Below are 18,353 nucleotides of genomic sequence, written 5' to 3'. Positions count from 1 at the left end.
AAGGGCGTTAGGGCACCCGGTGCAGCCAGGCGTCCGTGCCGAACTTTGATGCGACGCGTTCGCGGGCGGTTTCCAGCTCCTGGGCCGTGATCTCCGACGGCGTGGCCCCGTAGCGCTCGGCGAACACCTCCATCATGGCCGCCACGATCTCCGCCCGGGCCAGGCCGGTCTGGCGGCGCAACGGGTCCACGCGTTTCTTGGCGCTGGTGGTTCCCTTGTCCGAGAGCTTTTCCTTGCCGATCCGGAGCACGTCCACCATCTTGTCGGCGTCAATGTCGTAACTCATGGTCACGTGGTGCAGCATGCCGCCGTTGGCGAGCCGCTTCTGCGCTGCCCCGCCGATCTTGCCCTGGCCGGTGGCGATGTCGTTGAGCGGGACGTAGAAGGCGTCGATGCCGAGCTTCTTCAGGGCGGCCATGACCCAGGCGTCGAGGAACGCGTAGGAGTCGGCGAAGCTGATCCCGTCCACGAGCGTCTGCGGCAGGTAGAGCGAATAGGTGATGCAGTTGCCGGCCTCCATGAACATCGCTCCCCCGCCGCTGATACGGCGAACCACAGTGATGCCGTGCCGAGCCACGCCGTCGGGATGCACCTCATTGCGGTAGGACTGGAAGCTGCCGATCACCACCGACGGTTCCTCCCAGTCCCAGAAGCGGATGGTGGGGTTGCGGCGGCCGGCGCCGACCTCCTCAGTGAGCACCTCGTCCAGGGCCACGTTCAGGTGCGTGGGCAGGACGCCGGGGGCGATGATGTTCCAGTGGTGGTCCGTCCATGCGGTGGCCTTGGCCAGCGCCCTCCGGACGGCGATGGCCACGGCGTCGGCCGAGAACCCGAACAGCACGGCGTCCTCCGGGAGGGCGGCCTCCACGGCGGCGGCGATGTCGCCCGCCGTCGAATTTTCCGGCAGTCCCGCGAGGGCGCCGTTAATGGCCAGGAGGGCCTCGTCCGGTTCGAGGAAGAAGTCGCCGCTGAGGGAAACGTCCGTGAAAGCGCCGTCCTCGACGTCGAGATCCACCACCACGAGCTTGCCGCCCGGGACCTTGTACTCACCGTGCAGCCCTCGGGCCGCCTCTCTCCCTGCAGATGTTGGCGTGGCAGTCATGCCTTCCATCCTGCCCCACAAACGCGAAAAGCCCGCACCGTTGCCGGTGCGGGCTTTCCAAAGAACCTTGCGGGGAAGTGAATTACTTCTTGCCGCCGAAGCCCTTGAAGCGAGCGTTGAAGCGCTCGACGCGGCCAGCGGAGTCCATGATGCGCTGCTTGCCCGTGTAGAACGGGTGGGACTCGGAGGAGATTTCGACGTCGATGACCGGGTAGGTGTTGCCGTCTTCCCACTCGATGGTCTTCGAGGAAGACACGGTGGAGCGGGTCAGGAACTTCGTGCCGGAGGCCAGGTCGTTGAAAACAACAGCTTCGTACTTCGGGTGGATATCAGACTTCATAATGGGACCTTTTGTTCACGCAACTGGATTTTGCCAGTTGCCAGGTATGAATGGGATGGCTTCCATTCGTGATTCGGCCAGCTGCAAGGCCAGCAAAAAAACACAGGGGAACCAGCTATCAATCATAGCTGATGGCGGAGGAACTAACGAACCATGGTTCCGGCGGGTTCAGGCCCGCGGCCGCAGTTCCCAGAATGCGACGGCGGACGCCGCCGCCACGTTGAGCGAGTCCACGCCCGCGCGCATCGGGATCTTCACGGCGAGGTCGACGGCGGCCAGCGTCTCGGCGCTCATCCCGGCGCCTTCTGTGCCCAGCACCAGGGCGAGCCGCTCCGGGTTTACCGCTGCCAGTTCGTCCAGGTCCAGGGCGTCGTCGGTGAGCTCCATGGCTGCCACCGTGAATCCCTGTTCCTTGAGGAGGGTCAGGTCCTGCGGCCAGCTGTCCAGCCGGGCCCAGGCCACCTGGAAGACAGTGCCCATGCTGACGCGGACGCTCCGGCGGTACAGCGGATCGCCGCAGCGGGGCGAGACCAGGACGGCGTCGACGTCCAGCGCCGCAGCCGACCGGAAGATGGCCCCCACGTTGGTGTGGTCCACGATGTCCTCGAGCACTGCCACGCGCCGGGCGCCTGCCAGCAGTTCCGGCAGCGGGACCGGCGCCGGGCGGTGCATGGCCGCCATGGCTCCGCGGTGCAGGTGGAATCCGGTGATTTCCTCCAGGAGCCCGGCGCTGCCGATATACGCCGGAACATCGGGGTACTGCTCGAAGATGTCGGCGAGGTCCGGCATCCACTTTTCGGCGAGGAAAAAGGACCGCGGCCGGTGCCCGGCAGCGAGGGCGCGCCGGAGGACTCGGGAGGATTCGGCGATGTACATGCCCTCGGCGGGTTCGCGGAGCTTCCGCAGGTGGACATCCGTCAGCTGCGTGTAGTCGGCGACGCGGGGATCCGCGGCAGACTCGAGATAGTGGAAAGTCACCGGGCGGTCATTTCGGGAATCACGCGCATTTCATTAATCATTTGAGCAGGTTCGCAATTAGGAAGCCGAGCGCCACCAGGCCGAGCGCAAAGATGACGCCGCGCAGGACAGGCGGGGACAGCCGGCGGCCCACCCTGGCGCCGACGAGGCCGCCGATGAGGGAGCTGACGGCGATGATGGCCACCACTGCCCAGTTAATCCGGTCGAAGGCAAACAGCAGATAGGAGGCGGCCGCGATCAGGTTCACGCCCAGCACCAGGACGTTCTTCATGGCGTTGGCGTTCTGGATGGTGCCCGTCATGAACACGCCGAGGATGCCCACCAGCAGGATTCCCTGGGCCGCGACGAAGTAGCCGCCGTACACTCCGGCGAGGAAAACAAGCACCACCAGCAAAATGCCGTGGTGCTTGTCGCGGAGGGCATGCTCGGGGTTTTCCTCACGGTTCCGCACCCACCGTTGAAGCCTGGGCTGGAACACCACCATCAGCAGGGCCAGGACAATGAGCACCGGCGCCGCGTAGTGGAAGACCTTCTCCGGCAGATGGAGCAGGAGCCAGGCACCGGTGATGCCGCCCAGCAGGGAAGCCGGGAGCAGCCGCAGGAGTTGCCGGCCGCGGCCCTTGAGCTCGCGGCGGTAACCCCACGCGCCCGCGGCGCCACCGGCGACGAGGCCCATGGCGTTGCTCATGGAGGCCGTCACCGGTGCGAGGCCCAGGGCGATCAGCACCGGGAAGGTGACAAGGGTTCCGGACCCGACAACGCTGTTGATGGTGCCGGCCCAGAGGCCGGCGAAGAACACAAGGATGCCGCTGAAAAACTCCACGCTCTGCCGCCCGCGCCGCTAGCGGCGGGCGGTTGCTGTGTAACGGCCGGCGTTCACCGTGACGTCGAGGGGCAGGCCGAAGGTCTCGCTCAGGTTGCCCGAGGTGAGGACCTCTTCGACCGGGCCGGCAGCCACCACTTCGCCGTCGCGCATGAGCATGGCGTGGGTGAAGCCCGGGGGGACTTCTTCGAGGTGGTGGGTGACCAGCACTATCGCCGGGGCGTCCTCGTCCATGGCCAACTGGCTAAGGCGGTGCACGAGGTCCTCGCGGCCGCCGAGGTCCAGGCCGGCGGCAGGTTCGTCGAGCAGCAACAGTTCGGGGTCCGTCATGAGGGCCCGGGCAATCTGGACGCGCTTGCGTTCACCCTCGGACAGCGTGGAGAACTTGCGGTTCAGGAGCGGGCCCATGCCCCAGTCGTTCAGGAGGGCGAAGGCACGGCGTTCGTCGTCCTTCTCGTAGCCCTCGCGCCAGCGGCCGGTCACGCCGTAGGCGGCAGTGACGACGACGTTGAGTACCGTCTCGTATTCGGGGATTTGGTTCGCCAGGGCGGCCGAGGAGAGGCCGATCCGCGGCCGCAGCTCGAAGACGTCCACCTTTCCGAGGCTTTCGTCCAGGATGCCGGCGATGCCGCTGGTGGGGTGCAGCCTCGCGGCCGCGATCTGCAGCAGAGTGGTCTTGCCGGCGCCGTTGGGGCCGAGGATGACCCACCGCTCGCCTTCACTGACCTGCCAGTCCACCTTGCTCAGGAGCGTTTTGGCTCCGCGCACAACGCTGACGGCGGCCATTTCAAGAACATCACTCATAGAAGTAGACACTAGGACAAAACACCTTGCGACTGATAACCGGCCCGCAATCGGCCGCGATAGCGCTGCACGGCATCGGCGTTGCCGCAACGGGCTGAGCAGTACGCACGGTTGCCGCCACGGCTGGTGTCGGCGAATACGCGGCCACAGTCCCGCAGTGCGCAGACGCCAAGCCGTTCACCGGCCGCCTCGGTCATGAAGATGGCCAGCCCGCCGGCGGTCACCGCACGCACTCTTTCCACCAGGGTTTCGCCGGCGTCGGCAAAATGAAGATGCGGGAGCATGCCGTCGTGGGTGGTCAGAAACACGCGCCGCACGCCCCCGGCCAGCAGGGCATTGACCGCAGAGCAGCGGGCCTCCTGGTCCTCGGCGGCGAAAACCGTCTACAGCCGGATTGCCCACTCCCGTAGTTCGTCCTGATTCGCGAGTGTGACCCTGGGCGAGCGGAACAGGTAGCTTGTCAGGAGCTCCTGCAGCGCGCCGCTGTCCCACAGGCCGTCGGCGAGCATGTTGACGAGGGACTCCGCCAGCCGCACGCCGTGCATGCATGTTGTCATGGTTGAACTGCATAGACCCATGACACCACAGTTGTCCTGTGGAGTTTTCCGCAACGAGCATCTGTCCGAGGGGACCATCCGAGTTGACCAGCACCGCCGAAGCAACCCGTTCCACCCAGCGCCGCATCGTGCGGACCTTGTCGGTCGCCCAAATCTTCTCAGGCCTGGGCAACGGCTCAACCCTGGCCCTGGGCTCCATCCTGGCTGTCGACCTGTCGGGATCCGAGGCGTGGGCCGGGTCCGTCAACACCGCCCTTACCCTCGGCACCGCGGTCTCGGCGATTCCGCTCTCCCGCCTGGCCCTTCAGCGGGGACGCCGGGTGGCCCTCACCACCGGCCTGGCCGCGGCGATCGCGGGCACCTTCCTGATGGTCGCCGCCGTCACCACGGAACTGTTTGTGCTCCTGCTTGGCGGGGCCCTCCTGGTGGGACTGGCTTCCGCGGTGAACCTGCAGGCCCGCTTCGCCGCCACTGACCTGGCCGAGCCCGCCCATCGGGGACGAGACCTCTCCCTGGTGGTGTGGGCGATCACCATCGGGGCTGTCGCCGGGCCCAACATGGTGGCTCCCGGGGCCGTCTTGGCAGGCTGGCTGGACATCCCGCCCGCTGCCGGACCCTTCCTGATTTCCGCGCTGGGGATGGTGGTGGGCGCTGCCATCGTGGCGCTGGCCCTGCACCCGGACCCGCTCCTGACCCGGCGCGGCCTCGACGGGGAAGACCTCCTTCCCGTCGCACAACGTTCGGGTGCCTGGCGGGAAGGCTGGCGGATTGTCAGGGAACACCCCGCCGCCCGCGGAGCGGTCACGGCGGTCATTGCGGCCCACGCGGTGATGGTCGCCGTCATGTCCATGACTCCGCTGCACATGCAGCACCACGCCGGGCACTCCGCCAGCGCCCCCGACACCATCGCGCTGATTGGCCTCACCATCTCGCTGCACATCGCGGGCATGTACGCTCTGTCACCGCTGATGGGCGCCATCACCGACCTGCTCGGACCGCGCACCACCGCGCTGGCAGGCCTGCTGACTTTGCTCGCGGCTGTGGCACTGACCGGACTGGCGGCCCAGAGCGTGGGCTCGGTGACCGTCGGCCTGATCCTCCTGGGGTTGGGCTGGTCGGCGACCACCGTCGCCGGCTCCACCCTGCTTGTCGCCTCCCTGACGCCTGCGGAGCGCATTCCCGTCCAGGGGTTCTCGGACGCCACCATGTCCCTGGCCGGCGCGGTGGGAAGCGCGGCGGCGGGACCCATTATGGGCCTGACCGGCTACTCCGGCGTCAGCGCCTTGGCGGCGGCAGTCGTCGCGGCCGCGGCCGTGGCACTGCTACGGCTGCGCGTCCGGAGCTGACGAATCATCAGCGGGCAAATTGTTCGGCGCCCGGCCGCTGAGCGCTCCGGGGCGACTTTTCGCAGGACCGTGCCGGGCTGCGTCGGTAAACATGGCCACCGCTGCAACAGCCAGCGCGACACCGAGGGAAGCCACGACGTCGGTGAGCCAGTGATAGCCCAGGTACAGCCGGCTCAAGCCAACCAGCGCGGTGAGTGCCAGGGCCGCAGAGAACCCAAGAATCGCCGTCGTACGCGTTCCGCACCGTGACAGGACGAGGTAGGCGAGCACTACCGTGAACACCCCGATTCCCACGGTGTGGCCCGAGGGGAACGAGAGCGCGTCGTCCGGGCCGAGCAGGAAGTCCGACGACGGCGGGCGGGACCGGCTGACAAGTTGCTTGATGAGGGTGGTCACCACAACGGCCAGCACCATGGCACCCATAAGCACCGCCGGGCGCCACAATTCGCGCTTCCAGACGGCCCATACGAGGGCAAACACGGCGCCAATCACGGTCAGGACTTCCGGCGCTGTCACGATAGTCAGGCCGGCCAATAGTGCGGTGGCGGCGGGACTCCGGGAATCCACCATCACGCTGTGTACAGGTCCGTCCATGGCGGCCAGCCCGGAGTCCGACTGGATGGCAGCGAACATGAGCCAGAAAACTGCGTCACCAGCCACCAGGAGAGCCCCGGCCCACCCGAAAAGCGCGTGCTGCGACGCGCTCGGCGTTGGGGCCGGGCGCAGACGGGCAATCAGGGCAGAGATCATCCGACTATTTTGCCGGACCGGCCTCCGGGTTGGCCGGACGTTTGCTGGGAGCCGGCTGAGGACCGCTGCCGCGCAATGGATTCGGGCGGCGGCGCCACGCTGGATAAGATTACAGCCATGACTTCGAACGTGACTGCGGTCAGCTATGGCCTGAAACTGTCCCCCTCGGAACCGGAAAACCTGCGGTCCCTGCTGGCGGACTGCGGTGCCACTTTTGCGGCTGCCTCCAGCTCAGGCGACGGACGCTTTGAGGTCTGCACCCTGGACTTTTCCGTACCCTCCGGATCCGCCGCGGACATCGCCGGCCTGCGGCATGCGATTGCCGCCGGCAAGGCGCGCGCCGAGCGGACCGGAGTGGGCACCGCCATCGTGCCCGCTGAACTGCGGAAGGCGGAGCGCAAGCTCCTCATCATGGACGTCGACTCCACCCTCATCCAGCAGGAGGTCATCGAGCTCCTCGCCGCCTATGCCGGTAAGCGCGACGAAGTCACCGCCGTCACCGAAGCCGCCATGCGCGGAGAACTCGACTTCGCGGAAAGCCTTCACGCCCGGGTGGCCGTCCTCGCAGGGCTGCCGGCCGCCGTCGTCGACTCCGTTCGCGCGGAAGTGGAGCTGAGTGAGGGAGCCGCAGAGCTGGTGGCCGCGTTCAAGGCCGCGGGCCATGCCGTGGCGGTGGTGTCCGGCGGCTTCAACCAGATTCTGCGGCCCATCGCCGAGGACCTCGGCATGGACTACTGGATCGCCAACGAACTGGAGATTGTGGACGGCTTCCTGACCGGCAAGGTCCTCGGCGCCGTGATCGACCGCGCCGCCAAGGAAAAATACCTCCGCGAATGGGCGGCCGCCGAGGGCATCGCGCTGGAGCACACCATCGCGGTGGGTGACGGCGCCAATGACCTGGACATGCTCGGCGCCGCGGGCATTGGGGTGGCCTTCAATGCCAAGCCCGCCGTCCGCGCCGTGGCCGACGCAGCCATCAACATGCCCTACCTCGACGCGGTGCGGCACATCGCCGGGGTCTGAACGGCGGAACTAGAAGCCCGGCGGCGGAGTGAACTGGCTTGCCGTGAAGACAGCCCCGCCGGGGTCCCTGACCAGTGCGGTCCGTGTCCACTCGGTGTCGTCCTGCCCCAGCACCTGAGCGCCAAGACGCTCCGCCTCCTGCACGGCCCTGTCCCGGTCCGCCACCGTGAAGGTCACATGCCAGTGCGGTCGCTCGCCCGGGGCGGCCGGTGCCACCCAACCCACGGCGTCCTCGAAGCCGGCCGGCACGGCGTCGCCCGATTGCCGGGCCCGGATATCGGGGTCGATGGTGGCCTCCAGATGGTCGCCGTACCCGGGGCGGCGGATCATGATGCCGAAGTCGAGGCGGTCGAACTCCCAGCCGAAGGCCCTGGCATAGAAATCCGCGGCGGCGTCCGTGTCCGCCGTGTGGAGGTCGCTGAAGTTCCAGCCGCCCGGGAGGTTGACCGCCTGGGCGCCCGGCCGCTCCCCTGCCTGCCAGATGCGGAACTCCGCCCCCTCGGGGTCGGCCAGCGCGGCCCGTACGCCTCCAACGCCTGTGTCTGCAGGTGCCGATTTCAGGGTAGCCCCGGCTGACAGCAGGTGCCGCACCGCAGCATCCGCATCGTCGACTGCAATGTATGTGTTCCAGGCCGGGACACCGTGGGGACCGGGCCCCAAGCTGGTGATGGCGCCCGTCTCCTGGCCCCCGAGCCGGGCCACTACGTAACTTCCGGTGTCCCCGGGTGGTGCCGCACCGGCTTCGAACTCCCAACCCAACAGTCCCCCGTAGAACTTCATGGCTGCTTCCACGTCGGGCTGCTGGCAGTCCACCCAGCACGGCACGCCGGCCGGATAGCTCCGCTTCGGTACTGCTGCGTCCTGTGCCATGGCTATGACCCTAGGCGTCACGGGCCGCCCGGACAACGCCTGTGCGGCCTGATTTAGGCGCCAGCGAGGAGACAGCGAAGGCCCGGCGCTGATGCGCCGGGCCTTCGTGCTGGAACCGCGACGGGAAACCCGCGCTGGCAGAGACTACTGGGTGTTCTTGCCGAAGTAGTCCGCGCCGCCGGCGTATTCCGTGTGGCCGGACTCGACGTCGGCGGTGGCCATGCTGGCAACCACTGCGGCGAACTCCTCCACGGAGTACAGCTTCCCGGCCTCGGCGCGGCGGGCCTCGAGGGCACCCGGGTTGGAGCGGTCCAGCAGCGTGGCAGTCACGGTGCCCTCGATCATGTCGCCGGACACGACCACCAGGGAGATGCCCTTGTCGGCCAGGTTCGGCAGGAGCTCACGCAGGGCGTCCTCGCCGGCACGCTTGCTGCGGGCCACGGGCTCGTACTCCGGCATGGTGGGGACCGAGTTGATGAAGTGAGCCTGGTGGCTGGTCACGAACACCACGCGGGAGCCCTCCTTCATGAGGGGCGCGGCGGCGTTGAGCATGTTCACCTGGGCGTCGCGGTTGAGCTTGAGGGCGTAGTCCTCTTCCATGCCGGATTCCATGCCGCCGGAGGCGTTGAGGACCAGGACGTCGAGCGAGCCGAAGTTTTCCATGGCGGCACTGGCCAGCGCCTGCACACCTTCGATGCTGGTCAGGTCGGCGCCCACGGCGACGGCACGGCCGCCGTCGGCCTCAATCCCGGCCACCACCTTGTTGGCGCGCGGCGCCTTCTGGCGGTAGTTAACAACGACGGCGGCACCCTCGCCGGCGAGGATCTTGGCAACTTCGGCGCCGATGCCGCGCGAAGAACCGGTGACGATGGCTGTCTTGTTGTCCAGCTGTCCCATATGGGCTCCCTTGTCTAAAGCTATAACTTTGTTCAAAACGTCTAATTACTGATGACCTGAAGTCCATCATGCCAGCGGCCGCGCCGGTTTCCCTTGTCGGAACGCCACAAAGAAGCCGGCGGCCAGCCGTGGGTGAAAGTTGCCCTGATGTCCCGGCCCGGTGTCCCGGCCCGGCCTGGTGCCTGGTGTCTAGTGACCCATGCCGAGGCCGCCGTCGACCGGAATCACGGCGCCGGAAATGTAGGCGGCTTCGTCACTGGAGATCCAGCGAACCACGTTGGCCACCTCGGAGGCATCGGCGAAGCGCCCGGCAGGGATGCTGGACAGGTAATCCTTCTGGGTTGCTTCCGGCAGTTCTGCCGTCATGTCCGTGTTGATGAACCCGGGAGCGACGACGTTCGCAGTGATCCCGCGCGAACCGAGCTCGCGGGTCAGGGAACGTGCAATGCCCACGAGGCCGGCCTTGGAGGCGGAGTAGTTGATCTGCCCTGGCGCGCCGTACAGGCCCGAAACGGAGGAAATGAGCACCACGCGGCCCCTGCGCAGGCGGATCATGCCCTTCGAAGCGCGCTTGATGACGCGGAAGGCTCCGGTCAGGTTGGTGTCGATGACAGACGTGAAGTCGTCCTCGCTCATGCGCAGCAGCAGTGTGTCCTTGGTGATGCCGGCGTTCGCCACCAGCACCTCAACGGGGCCGTGGGCGGCCTCCACCTCGGCGAACGCCGCGTCAACGGAGGCTTCGTCGGTCACGTCGGCCTTGACGCCCAGCACACCCTCTGGCAGCTTGGATTCGCTGCGGTAGGTTACGGCCACCTTGTCCCCGTTGGCCACGAATGCCTCCGCGATGGCCAGGCCGATGCCGCGGTTGCCGCCGGTGATGAGGACGCTGCGGGCCGTGGTTGCTGCTTCAGACATGTGTGCTCCGGTTTTCTGCGGAGCATGGCTCCGCCGTGGTGGCTGGATTTTTGACTGCCTCCGATCTTATCGCCCGATTGGGAGCCTCCTGTGGATGGTGAGAGAATTGGGGTAGCCATTGGAGCGTGATCAAACAGTCGTGACATCTGAACCCCAGCCCGGTCAGCAGTTGCCCGGGAAGCGTGACGCCACCTCCGGTCATCCGGAAGTAATCAGCATCACGGACGCCGCCGCAGCGCATTCCGAAGACATGCGGGAGCGCATGATCAAGTACGCCCTTGCCATGGCCATCCGCATGGTGTGCCTGATCCTGATCTTCGTGGTGGACGGCTGGTTCAAGCTGGTTGCGGTGGCGGGTGCGGTATTCCTGCCCTGGATCGCGGTGGTTATCGCCAACGGTTCGGACAAGGCGGAGATCCACAGCGATGCGCTGCTCGACTACACGCCGTACGCTGAGCTGGGGGCAGCCGAGGAATCCGGTACTCCGGAAAGCTCCGACACGGACGATGAACCGACGGTGCTCCAGGGCGAACTCATCACCAATGACGAAGAAGAAGACGACGACGGCCGGGGACAGAAAGCTTCATGAACATTTTCAACCTGGGTGGCGGCAGCAGCGATCTTGCCGGGCCGGCGTCCACGGCCACGTGCTCCCGCAAAGCCTGCCGGGCCGACGCGTCCTGGCAGCTGCTCTGGAACAACCCCAAGATCCACACGCCTGACCGCCGCAAGGTGTGGCTGGCTTGCGGTGAGCACAAGGCGTGGCTGGAGGACTACCTGCAGACGCGCGGCCTCTGGAAGGAAACCGTGCCGCTCGAGCCCGCAGAGACCGGCGGGAACAGCTGAATGTACAAGTTCCTGTTTTCCAGCAAGTGGCTGGGCTACCTCTTGCTGGCCGCAATCTTCGCCACCGGCTGCGTCTTCCTCGGCCGCTGGCAGATGGACCGCCGGGCCGAGACCCTGGCCGAGATCCAGCGGGTCACGTCCAACTACTCGGCCACTCCCATCACGTTTGACCAGGCGCGCGACGAGTTCAATCAGCTGGACCCGTCGCGGGAATGGACCCAGGTTAAGCTCCAGGGCACGTACGACGTCGACGGGCAGCGGATCGTGCGCAACCGCCCGCTCAACGGCCAGCCCGGGTACGAGGTGGTGGTGCCGTTCAAGCTCGTGTCGGGCGAGACCGTGGTGATTGACCGGGGCTGGCTGCCGATCGGCAACAAGACACCCGGCCGGCCGGACACGATTCCTGCGCCGCCGTCCGGGCAGATCACGGCGGTGGTGCGGCTCAAGCACAGCGAACCCACACTGCAGCGCGGTGCCCCGGAAGGCCAGCTCGCCTCCATTGACCTGCCGGCCTACTCCGCCGAACTGGGCTCCCCGCTCCTCACCGGCGCCTACGGGCAGCTCGCGTCGGAGACGCCCACGGTGGCGGACATGCCGCAGCCGTTCCCGATGCCCTCGGTGGACGAGGGGACGCACCTGTCCTACTCACTCCAGTGGTTCGCCTTTGGCGTCCTCATGTTTGTGGGCTTTGGTTATGCGGCCCGGCAGCAGGCGCGAAACGCCGCCATGGACGCCGAGGATGCCGAGTTGTCGGAGGGCGAGGCTGCCACCACCGCCGCGGGAGCCCGCCGTCGTCCACCGGCGCCCCGGAAGCGCAAGCGCCCGACGGCGGAGGAAGAGGAAGACGCGATCCTGGATGCACAGGGCTACTGAGAACAGGAGCACTGAGATGCTTGCCGACCCGGTCGCCAACGTTCGCCGCGCTCTGACAGCAGCGGGCGCCCGCGACACAGTGACGGTTCTTCCGGGCGCGGTCCCGACGGCGGCCGCCGCGGCTGATGCCCTTGGTTGCGACGTTGCGGCCATCACCAACAGCCTGGTGTTCGAAGTGGACGGCACTCCCCTGCTGATCCTCGCCAGCGGCGCCGCGAAAGTGGACGTGCGCCTCGTCGCCTCCCAGCTGGGGACGGGACGGATCCGCCGTGCCGCGCCGGACTTCGTCCTGCAGCACACGGGCCAGGAAGTGGGCGGGGTTGCGCCGGTAGGCCACCCGGCCAAAATCCGCACGCTGCTGGACACCTCACTCGAAGAGTATGCGACGCTCTGGGCCGGGGCCGGCGACCACCACTCGATGTTCTCCATCAGCTACGGCGAGCTGCAGCGCATTACGGACGCCCACGCGCTTCGGGTGCGCTGAGTGTCAGTCGTTTGGGGGGCGCGTCGCCCGTGAGTCAGGCGTGGAGGGTTGGCCGATAGATGAGCTCCAGAGTGTGTCCGTCGAGCGTGCGGCTCTCGATCAGCTCGAGTTCGAAGTCGGCGGCGCCTTGGAAGACCGGTTCCTCTCCGGTCTGACCGGTGATCACAGGGAAGAGAGTCACTTGGACGCGGTCGACCAGGCCGGCGGCCATCAGCGCCCGGTTCATGGACAGGCCGCCGTGTGAGCGCAGTGGCAGTGCTGACTCTCCCTTAAGCCTGGCGACAACGTCGACTGCGTCGCCGCTAACGACAGCCGCGTCCGGCCAGTCGAGCGGTTCTTGCAGCGTTCTCGAGACGACCGTTGCTGGCAGGTTCGTCATCCGCGTGACCCATGGGTCACGGACCTCGGACTCCTCGCTGCTCGAGGCCAGCATCCCGGCGAACGCCCGATACGGGTTGGCCCCGAAGACCATCCGCTGCTCCTCGCCGTACAGGGCGAGGCGGTGCTCGAGCAGCTCGGGGCCTTGCTTGCCCCAGTAACCGCCCCAGTTGCCCCTGTGGGAGCCGAAACCATCGAGGCTGGCAAAGACGTCGAAAGTGTAGATAGCGGTCATGATGCTCTCCTCGGGTGCGGCTGATCGGGTTTGCAAATGCAGCTGCCACGGCGGGAAGAGCCTAGCTACCGAAGCGAAGGATTACCACCAGGCTGTTCAGTGACGATTGCCCGCACGCGGCGTCGCGGCGCAGGTATTCTGGAGCCAGTGATTCTTCATACTTCTCTCTAGCTCACAGCCGCTGCCCTCTCGCGGCAGTGCTACCGCGTTCCGTTCCGGAGCGGTGATTCGGTGTGTCCGCCGAGGGAACTCGACTACGGGTTCCCAGTGCGACGTACACATCCGCATCATTCTTGGGAGATCAATTGAGCACCACATCCATTCCACGTTCTGCCGCCACTCCTGGCCGGGACGCATTGCAGCCCGGCTGCAGTAACTGCTTCGCGCTGTGCTGCACCGCCTTCGGCTTTTCACGTTCAGCCGACTTCGCCATCGACAAGCCGGCGGGTACGCCGTGCCCCAATCTCGCCGCCGACTTCTCCTGTGGCATCCACGACCGGCTGCGCCCGCGCGGCTTCCGCGGCTGCACCGTTTTCGACTGCTTCGGCGCGGGCCAGGCTGTGTCGCAGGGGCTGTTCGACGGCGTCAGCTGGCGCGAAAAGCCGGAGAGCAGGTCCGGAATGTTCGCAGCCTTCAAGATCATGCGGCAGCTTCACGAGATGCTCTGGTACCTGGCGGAGGCGCAGGAACGAGCCTTTGACGCAGACACCGGCACCGCTGTGCAGGAGCTGCGGCTCACCATCAGCAAACTCACGAAAGGACCAGTGGCCGGGCTGCTCGCCCTGGACGTCGAGACACTTCACAGCCGGGTGCGGCAGGTGCTGGCGGAGGTCAGCGAGGAAGTCCGGGCCGCCTTCTTCGCCTCGGGCGACGAGCTTGAAGAACGGCTGCAGCCTCAGGCGGACCTGGCGGGCGTGGACCTCCGGACGCTCCGGCTCTGCGGCGCCAACCTTCGGGGCGCCTGCCTCATTGCGGCAGACCTGCGCGGCGCTGATCTGGCCGGAGTGGACCTGCTGGGCGCCGACCTGAGGGATGCACGGCTGGAAGGCGCCGAGTTGTCCCGCGCCCTCTACCTGGCGCAGCCGCAGCTCAACAGCGCGCGGGGCAACCCTGAGACACGGCTGCCCGGCGGACTTGAGGCTCCCGGGCACTGGCACGTCAATCAGAACCACGCTCAAACGTGGACAGCGTGACGAGGCTCAGGTAGTCCTCGTTCAAGAGGCCCTCAACGCCGTCGGACAGCGGTACCACACGCTCAGCCCGTTCATTCCCGGTGGGGTCGTGAGTGGAAGTAGTTGTTGCGGCGGGGTTTTCGGTGGGGGTCGAGTTCTGGTGGGGGTTTGAACCAGGGCACCTCGTTGGTGACTTCGATGTGCCACAGTTCTTTGTGGATGAGGTGGTGGTGATGGCTGCAGAGCAGGACGCCGTTGCCGGTGCTGGTGGTTCCGCCGCGGGACCAGTAGGTGATGTGGTGGGCTTCGCACCACGCGGCGGGGATGGTGCAGCCGGGGAACGCGCAGCCCTGGTCCCGGGCCATGATGGCTTTGCGGATGTGGGGCGGGAAGACGCGTGAGGCGCGCCCGATGTCCAGGATCCTGCCCTGGCCGCCGAGGACGACGGGGATGATGTCGGCGTCGCAGGCTATTTTGCGGATCGTGGCCGGGTTCACCGGCCCGCCGAACGCGAACAATGCCGTGCCTTGGTCGGTCCGGCCGCGGCTGGCCCCGCCAAGGTAAGCCGGCCGCGGCTCCTGACCGCCTTGGGCAGTCTGTAGATCACTGGCCCACTGGGCTTCCTGGGTCCATTGTGCGTTTTGGGCCCATTGTGCGTCTTGCCGGTGTTGGAGGTCGGCGAGGAGGTCGCGGTAGTTGATGGTGGCCAGGATCTGGGGCCGGTGTCCGCCGTTGGCCGGCAGGGTGTCGGTGGTGAGCACAGTTTGCAACGCGCCGACGAGCCCGTCGAGCCGCTTCTGCCCCTGTGACCGGTGATCCAGGGAGATTTCCGGAACGCCGTCGGTGGCCCAGCCGTCAAGGCCAGCCGGTTCCACGTTCCCTGGCCCATCACTGCCCGCCCCGCTGCTTGGCCCGTCACTGCCTGGGCCATCACTGCTCGGTCCGTCGCCGGGTGCCGGGGTGCGGGGGTTGGTGGCGGTGTTCATGACGGTGGTGATGGTTTCGAACTGTTCGGCGGTGGCGAAGATTTCCAGGTGCTGCAGGCCGTGTTTGGGACGGCGGATGAAGGCGCCCTGGATTTGCCGGAGGGCCGCTTCGGAGGGTTCGGTCCCGTCCTGGTCGATGGCCTCGGCCCAGTGTTTGGCGACGCGGGTGAGGAAGTCGGCGTCGTTCTCGACGGCGGCCAGGGTCAGGTCGTGTTCCATCGCGGCTGTATGGTCCGGGGTGGTGAAATGCCGTGCCCGGTCCAGGGCCAGAGTGATGGTGGTCGCCGCGCGGGAGCTGATCTGGGCGCCGCCGACCGCGGCCGCGAGCTCCCCATACCTCGGGGGGAGCTGCTGCCCGCCGAAACCGGTCCTGGGCAGGACGGCGTCGGCCAGTCCGATCCGGCGGCGGGCTTCCGCGGAGCTGATCCGCAGCCTGTCCCGAAGGAACTCCACGCTGTTCCGGAACCCGTCATCCCCCGGCAAAGTATCAGACGCCGGGACGGCGACGAGGGATGATGCCGCGGCGGTGAGCGCAGCGATGCGGGAACGGTCCACCGCCCCCGCGGCGACCACCTGCAGACGCTCCACCCGCCGGGAGAGCTGCTCGAGCCGGTCCGCGAAATCCGCGGCCTGCCCGAAACCCCACAACGCAGCGTCCTCGGCAGTAATCGCGTCCGGTTCCAGCAAAGCCAAGGCCTGATCAACCACGTCCCCCTCGAGGACGCGGGCGCCACCGTCAACAGGAACGCTTTGAAGGGCGTTGGCACCAACTGAAACCGGCTCAGAAGCCAACCCGCCGGCACCCGGCCCTAAGGCCCGGTGTTCGGTGAATCCCCCAACGGCTTCCATAGAAACAGTCTGATCAGGGGGTACGACATTATTAGCCCCGCCGGCGATGTCAGTGAGCGCAGGCAACCGTCCGCCGTCGTTCTTCCGGACGGAAGCCAACCCACCCGCACCCGACCCTAAGGTCCGGTGATCGGTGAATCCCCCAACGGCTTCCATAGAAACAGTCTGATCAGGGGGTCTGACATTAACGGACCTCTAGCGTGGCCGGGCAGGCATATCTGCGTGCTGGCGGCAGAACCGCCGCGAACTAAGCCAGCGTGATGAGGTCCAGGTAGTCCTCGTTCCAGAGGTCCTCGACGCCGTCGGGCAGCAATACCACGCGCTCCGGGTTGAGCGCCTCGACGGCCCCTTCATCGTGGCTGACCAGGACGACGGCGCCGGTGTAGTTGCGCAGTGCGCCCAAGATTTCGGCGCGGCTGGCGGGGTCAAGGTTGTTGGTTGGCTCGTCCAGAAGGAGAACGTTCGCGCTGGAGGCCACGATGGTGGCCAGCGCCAGACGGGTCTTCTCACCGCCGGAGAGCACGCCGGCGGGCTTGTCGACGTCGTCGCCGGAGAACAGGAACGAGCCCAGGATGCCGCGGACCTCGGCGTCCTTCATGTCGGGGGCAGAGGAACGCATGTTCTCGAGGACGGTGCGGTCGACGTCCAGCGTCTCATGTTCCTGGGCGTAGTAGCCCACCTTGAGGCCGTGCCCGGGGACAATGTCGCCGGTGTCGGGGCGGTCCACGCCGGCGAGCATCCGCAGGAGGGTGGTCTTGCCCGCACCGTTCAGGCCAAGGATGACCACCTTGGAGCCGCGGTCGATGGCAAGGTCCACGTCGGTGAAGATTTCCAGCGAGCCATAGGACTTGCTGAGCCCCTCTGCCGTAAGCGGGGTCTTGCCACAGGGCGAAGGATCCGGGAAGCGGAGGGCTGCCACGCGGTCGTTTTCGCGCACTGCTTCCAGCCCGCTGAGCAGACGTTCAGCGCGCTTGGCCATGTTCTGCGCTGCAACGGCCTTGGTGGCCTTGGCCCGCATCTTGTTGGCCTGGTCGAACAGGACCTGGGCCTTCTTTTCGGCGTTGGCGCGTTCCCGCTTGCGGGCGCGTTCGTCTGTTTCGCGCTGCGTCAGATAGCGCTTCCAGTCCATGTTGTAGAAGTCGATCTGGGCACGGTTGGCGTCCAGGAGGAACACCTTGTTGACGGTGGCTTCGAGCAGCTCGGTGTCGTGGCTGATCACGATCAGTCCGCCCTGGTGGTTCTTGAGGAAGTCACGCAGCCATGCGATGGAGTCGGCGTCCAAGTGGTTAGTGGGCTCATCGAGGAGCATGGTCTCGGCGTCCGAGTACAGGATCCGCGCGAGCTCGACGCGGCGCCGCTGACCGCCGGACAGGGTCTTGAGGGGCTGGTTCAGCAGGCGGTCCGGCAGGGCGAGGTTCGAGCAGATGGCTGCGGCCTCGGCTTCGGCAGCATAGCCGCCGGCGGCCAGGAACTCGGATTCGAGCCGGTCGTAGCGGTTCATCGCCTTACGCTGGACCGCGGGGTCCTCGCTGGCCATTTCGTCGTGGGCCTTCTTCAGCTTGCCGACGACGATGTCCAGGCCGCGGGCGGACAGGATCCTGTCCCGCGCCAGCTGCTCCATATCCGGCGTCCGGGGGTCCTGGGGCAGGTACCCGATCTCGCCGCTGCGGGTCACCTTGCCGGCGGCAGGCAGGCCCTCGCCTGCCAAGACGCGGGTCAGTGTAGTCTTGCCGGCACCGTTGCGGCCCACGAGGCCGATCTTGTCGCCCTTGTCGATCCGGAAGCTCACCTGGTCCATGAGCAGGCGGGCGCCAGCGCGCAGTTCAAGATCCTGAACGGTAATCAAAGCAGGTAAGGCCTTTCACAACAGGGAAGCCGCAGCACGGCAGGTTGCATGCCGCACGGCGAAAAGTCTGGAACGCCGGGGATGCCAGCCGTGAGAACGGCCCGTTCAAGTCTACCGGCCGGCGCAACCCTGCCGGAACATGCCTTCCTCACATGGCAGGAGCGCCTTGCCGTCCCGAAGGAGCGGAGTATTTGTGCCCAGCACCAGACCCCGGGCAGTTCGTCTTGTAGGAGAGCAACAAAATGCGGCCATTCCCGGGCCAGTAACGTCGAGACGAGC

21 protein-coding genes are annotated in these 18,353 nt (G+C 66.8%); 7 read left to right on the top strand and 14 right to left on the bottom strand.

What is annotated here, in order from left to right; genetic code table 11:
• Positions 1 to 7 precede the first annotated feature (7 nt).
• The 7 genes from LFT45_RS11585 to LFT45_RS11555 all read right to left on the bottom strand — a co-directional run bounded on the left by LFT45_RS11585 (position 8) and on the right by LFT45_RS11555 (position 4,604).
• Complete coding sequence (locus LFT45_RS11585; RefSeq protein ID WP_236803349.1) at positions 8 to 1,102, bottom strand: lipoate--protein ligase family protein; 1,095 nt, start codon at positions 1,100 to 1,102, stop codon at positions 8 to 10.
• Between the two features lie 82 nt (positions 1,103 to 1,184).
• Complete coding sequence (locus LFT45_RS11580) at positions 1,185 to 1,442, bottom strand: type B 50S ribosomal protein L31 (protein ID WP_003802336.1); 258 nt, start codon at positions 1,440 to 1,442, stop codon at positions 1,185 to 1,187.
• A gap of 168 nt (positions 1,443 to 1,610) precedes the next feature.
• Positions 1,611 to 2,420 carry a TrmH family RNA methyltransferase gene (locus tag LFT45_RS11575; protein ID WP_236803348.1) on the bottom strand — a complete coding sequence of 270 codons (810 nt, stop codon included), beginning with the start codon at positions 2,418 to 2,420 and terminating at the stop codon, positions 1,611 to 1,613.
• A 37-nt stretch (positions 2,421 to 2,457) separates the two neighbouring features.
• Positions 2,458 to 3,243 carry a sulfite exporter TauE/SafE family protein gene (locus LFT45_RS11570; protein WP_236803347.1) on the bottom strand — a complete coding sequence of 262 codons (786 nt, stop codon included), beginning with the start codon at positions 3,241 to 3,243 and terminating at the stop codon, positions 2,458 to 2,460.
• Between the two features lie 18 nt (positions 3,244 to 3,261).
• Positions 3,262 to 4,047 carry an ABC transporter ATP-binding protein gene (locus LFT45_RS11565; protein ID WP_236803346.1) on the bottom strand — a complete coding sequence of 262 codons (786 nt, stop codon included), beginning with the start codon at positions 4,045 to 4,047 and terminating at the stop codon, positions 3,262 to 3,264.
• 11 nt (positions 4,048 to 4,058) lie between these two features.
• Positions 4,059 to 4,355 (bottom strand): CGNR zinc finger domain-containing protein, encoded by a 297-nt coding sequence (locus LFT45_RS11560; RefSeq protein ID WP_236803345.1) that lies wholly within the window; start codon positions 4,353 to 4,355, stop codon positions 4,059 to 4,061.
• A gap of 75 nt (positions 4,356 to 4,430) precedes the next feature.
• Positions 4,431 to 4,604, bottom strand: a complete 174-nt coding sequence (locus LFT45_RS11555) for a hypothetical protein (RefSeq protein WP_236803344.1) — start codon at positions 4,602 to 4,604, stop codon at positions 4,431 to 4,433.
• An 83-nt stretch (positions 4,605 to 4,687) separates the two neighbouring features.
• On the opposite strand from LFT45_RS11555, the gene LFT45_RS11550 reads away from it, so the two are divergent.
• Positions 4,688 to 5,950: an MFS transporter gene (locus tag LFT45_RS11550; RefSeq protein WP_236803343.1), complete on the top strand. Its 1,263-nt coding sequence runs from the start codon at positions 4,688 to 4,690 to the stop codon at positions 5,948 to 5,950.
• Here LFT45_RS11550 and LFT45_RS11545 read toward each other — a convergent pair.
• Positions 5,927 to 6,700, bottom strand: coding sequence for a phosphatase PAP2 family protein (locus LFT45_RS11545; protein ID WP_236803342.1), 774 nt, complete (start codon positions 6,698 to 6,700; stop codon positions 5,927 to 5,929). The two genes, LFT45_RS11550 and LFT45_RS11545, sit on opposite strands and share 24 nt — an antisense overlap.
• A gap of 117 nt (positions 6,701 to 6,817) precedes the next feature.
• On the opposite strand from LFT45_RS11545, the gene serB reads away from it, so the two are divergent.
• Complete coding sequence (gene serB / locus LFT45_RS11540) at positions 6,818 to 7,723, top strand: phosphoserine phosphatase SerB (protein ID WP_236803341.1); 906 nt, start codon at positions 6,818 to 6,820, stop codon at positions 7,721 to 7,723.
• Positions 7,724 to 7,732: 9 nt separating this feature from the next.
• On the opposite strand, the gene LFT45_RS11535 is transcribed toward serB, so the two are convergent.
• The 3 genes from LFT45_RS11535 to LFT45_RS11525 all read right to left on the bottom strand — a co-directional run bounded on the left by LFT45_RS11535 (position 7,733) and on the right by LFT45_RS11525 (position 10,405).
• Positions 7,733 to 8,593 (bottom strand): VOC family protein, encoded by an 861-nt coding sequence (locus LFT45_RS11535; RefSeq protein WP_236803340.1) that lies wholly within the window; start codon positions 8,591 to 8,593, stop codon positions 7,733 to 7,735.
• A gap of 144 nt (positions 8,594 to 8,737) precedes the next feature.
• Positions 8,738 to 9,490, bottom strand: coding sequence for an SDR family oxidoreductase (locus LFT45_RS11530; protein WP_236803339.1), 753 nt, complete (start codon positions 9,488 to 9,490; stop codon positions 8,738 to 8,740).
• Positions 9,491 to 9,679: 189 nt separating this feature from the next.
• Positions 9,680 to 10,405, bottom strand: a complete 726-nt coding sequence (locus LFT45_RS11525) for a beta-ketoacyl-ACP reductase (protein ID WP_111904768.1) — start codon at positions 10,403 to 10,405, stop codon at positions 9,680 to 9,682.
• 139 nt (positions 10,406 to 10,544) lie between these two features.
• On the opposite strand from LFT45_RS11525, the gene LFT45_RS11520 reads away from it, so the two are divergent.
• From LFT45_RS11520 to LFT45_RS11505, 4 genes are read left to right on the top strand one after another with little or no spacing between them, the layout of a single operon-like run.
• Entirely contained in the window at positions 10,545 to 10,994 is a 450-nt protein-coding gene (locus LFT45_RS11520; RefSeq protein WP_442863556.1) for a DUF3099 domain-containing protein, read from the top strand.
• A complete protein-coding gene (locus tag LFT45_RS11515) occupies positions 10,991 to 11,251 on the top strand; it encodes a hypothetical protein (protein WP_236803337.1) in 261 nt (86 codons plus the stop codon). Before LFT45_RS11520 ends, LFT45_RS11515 begins: the two co-directional genes overlap by 4 nt.
• Positions 11,252 to 12,124 carry an SURF1 family cytochrome oxidase biogenesis protein gene (locus tag LFT45_RS11510; RefSeq protein WP_236803336.1) on the top strand — a complete coding sequence of 291 codons (873 nt, stop codon included), beginning with the start codon at positions 11,252 to 11,254 and terminating at the stop codon, positions 12,122 to 12,124.
• Positions 12,125 to 12,140: 16 nt separating this feature from the next.
• Positions 12,141 to 12,608: a YbaK/EbsC family protein gene (locus tag LFT45_RS11505; RefSeq protein ID WP_442863555.1), complete on the top strand. Its 468-nt coding sequence runs from the start codon at positions 12,141 to 12,143 to the stop codon at positions 12,606 to 12,608.
• A gap of 34 nt (positions 12,609 to 12,642) precedes the next feature.
• Here the strand turns inward: LFT45_RS11505 and LFT45_RS11500 are convergent, their stop codons facing one another.
• Complete coding sequence (locus tag LFT45_RS11500) at positions 12,643 to 13,221, bottom strand: dihydrofolate reductase family protein (RefSeq protein ID WP_236803334.1); 579 nt, start codon at positions 13,219 to 13,221, stop codon at positions 12,643 to 12,645.
• Between the two features lie 305 nt (positions 13,222 to 13,526).
• Here LFT45_RS11500 and LFT45_RS11495 point away from each other — a divergent pair, with 305 nt between their 5' ends.
• Positions 13,527 to 14,414 (top strand): pentapeptide repeat-containing protein, encoded by an 888-nt coding sequence (locus LFT45_RS11495; RefSeq protein WP_236803333.1) that lies wholly within the window; start codon positions 13,527 to 13,529, stop codon positions 14,412 to 14,414.
• Positions 14,415 to 14,485: 71 nt separating this feature from the next.
• On the opposite strand, the gene LFT45_RS11490 is transcribed toward LFT45_RS11495, so the two are convergent.
• Complete coding sequence (locus tag LFT45_RS11490) at positions 14,486 to 16,228, bottom strand: HNH endonuclease signature motif containing protein (protein ID WP_236803332.1); 1,743 nt, start codon at positions 16,226 to 16,228, stop codon at positions 14,486 to 14,488.
• 247 nt (positions 16,229 to 16,475) lie between these two features.
• Positions 16,476 to 18,074 (bottom strand): ribosomal protection-like ABC-F family protein, encoded by a 1,599-nt coding sequence (abc-f, locus tag LFT45_RS11485; protein WP_236803331.1) that lies wholly within the window; start codon positions 18,072 to 18,074, stop codon positions 16,476 to 16,478.
• Positions 18,075 to 18,353: the final 279 nt, after the last annotated feature.

It is taken from the genome of Arthrobacter sp. FW305-BF8 (genome assembly GCF_021789315.1).
GTDB lineage: Bacteria > Actinomycetota > Actinomycetes > Actinomycetales > Micrococcaceae > Arthrobacter.
The sequence above is the reverse complement of the archived record's forward strand: the minus strand, read 5'-3'. Positions and strand labels throughout refer to the sequence as shown.

Coding starts and splice junctions, on each gene's coding strand:
- LFT45_RS11565 (WP_236803346.1), bottom strand. CDS start 4,047: ATGAGTGATGTTCTTGAAATGGCCGCCGTCAGCGTTGTGCGCGGAGCC.
- LFT45_RS11490 (WP_236803332.1), bottom strand. CDS start 16,228: ATGGAAGCCGTTGGGGGATTCACCGAACACCGGGCCTTAGGGCCGGGT.
- serB (WP_236803341.1), top strand. CDS start 6,818: ATGACTTCGAACGTGACTGCGGTCAGCTATGGCCTGAAACTGTCCCCC.
- LFT45_RS11585 (WP_236803349.1), bottom strand. CDS start 1,102: ATGACTGCCACGCCAACATCTGCAGGGAGAGAGGCGGCCCGAGGGCTG.
- LFT45_RS11580 (WP_003802336.1), bottom strand. CDS start 1,442: ATGAAGTCTGATATCCACCCGAAGTACGAAGCTGTTGTTTTCAACGAC.
- LFT45_RS11515 (WP_236803337.1), top strand. CDS start 10,991: ATGAACATTTTCAACCTGGGTGGCGGCAGCAGCGATCTTGCCGGGCCG.
- LFT45_RS11505 (WP_442863555.1), top strand. CDS start 12,141: ATGCTTGCCGACCCGGTCGCCAACGTTCGCCGCGCTCTGACAGCAGCG.
- LFT45_RS11530 (WP_236803339.1), bottom strand. CDS start 9,490: ATGGGACAGCTGGACAACAAGACAGCCATCGTCACCGGTTCTTCGCGC.
- LFT45_RS11555 (WP_236803344.1), bottom strand. CDS start 4,604: ATGACAACATGCATGCACGGCGTGCGGCTGGCGGAGTCCCTCGTCAAC.
- LFT45_RS11500 (WP_236803334.1), bottom strand. CDS start 13,221: ATGACCGCTATCTACACTTTCGACGTCTTTGCCAGCCTCGATGGTTTC.
- LFT45_RS11525 (WP_111904768.1), bottom strand. CDS start 10,405: ATGTCTGAAGCAGCAACCACGGCCCGCAGCGTCCTCATCACCGGCGGC.
- LFT45_RS11545 (WP_236803342.1), bottom strand. CDS start 6,700: ATGATCTCTGCCCTGATTGCCCGTCTGCGCCCGGCCCCAACGCCGAGC.
- LFT45_RS11510 (WP_236803336.1), top strand. CDS start 11,252: ATGTACAAGTTCCTGTTTTCCAGCAAGTGGCTGGGCTACCTCTTGCTG.
- LFT45_RS11535 (WP_236803340.1), bottom strand. CDS start 8,593: ATGGCACAGGACGCAGCAGTACCGAAGCGGAGCTATCCGGCCGGCGTG.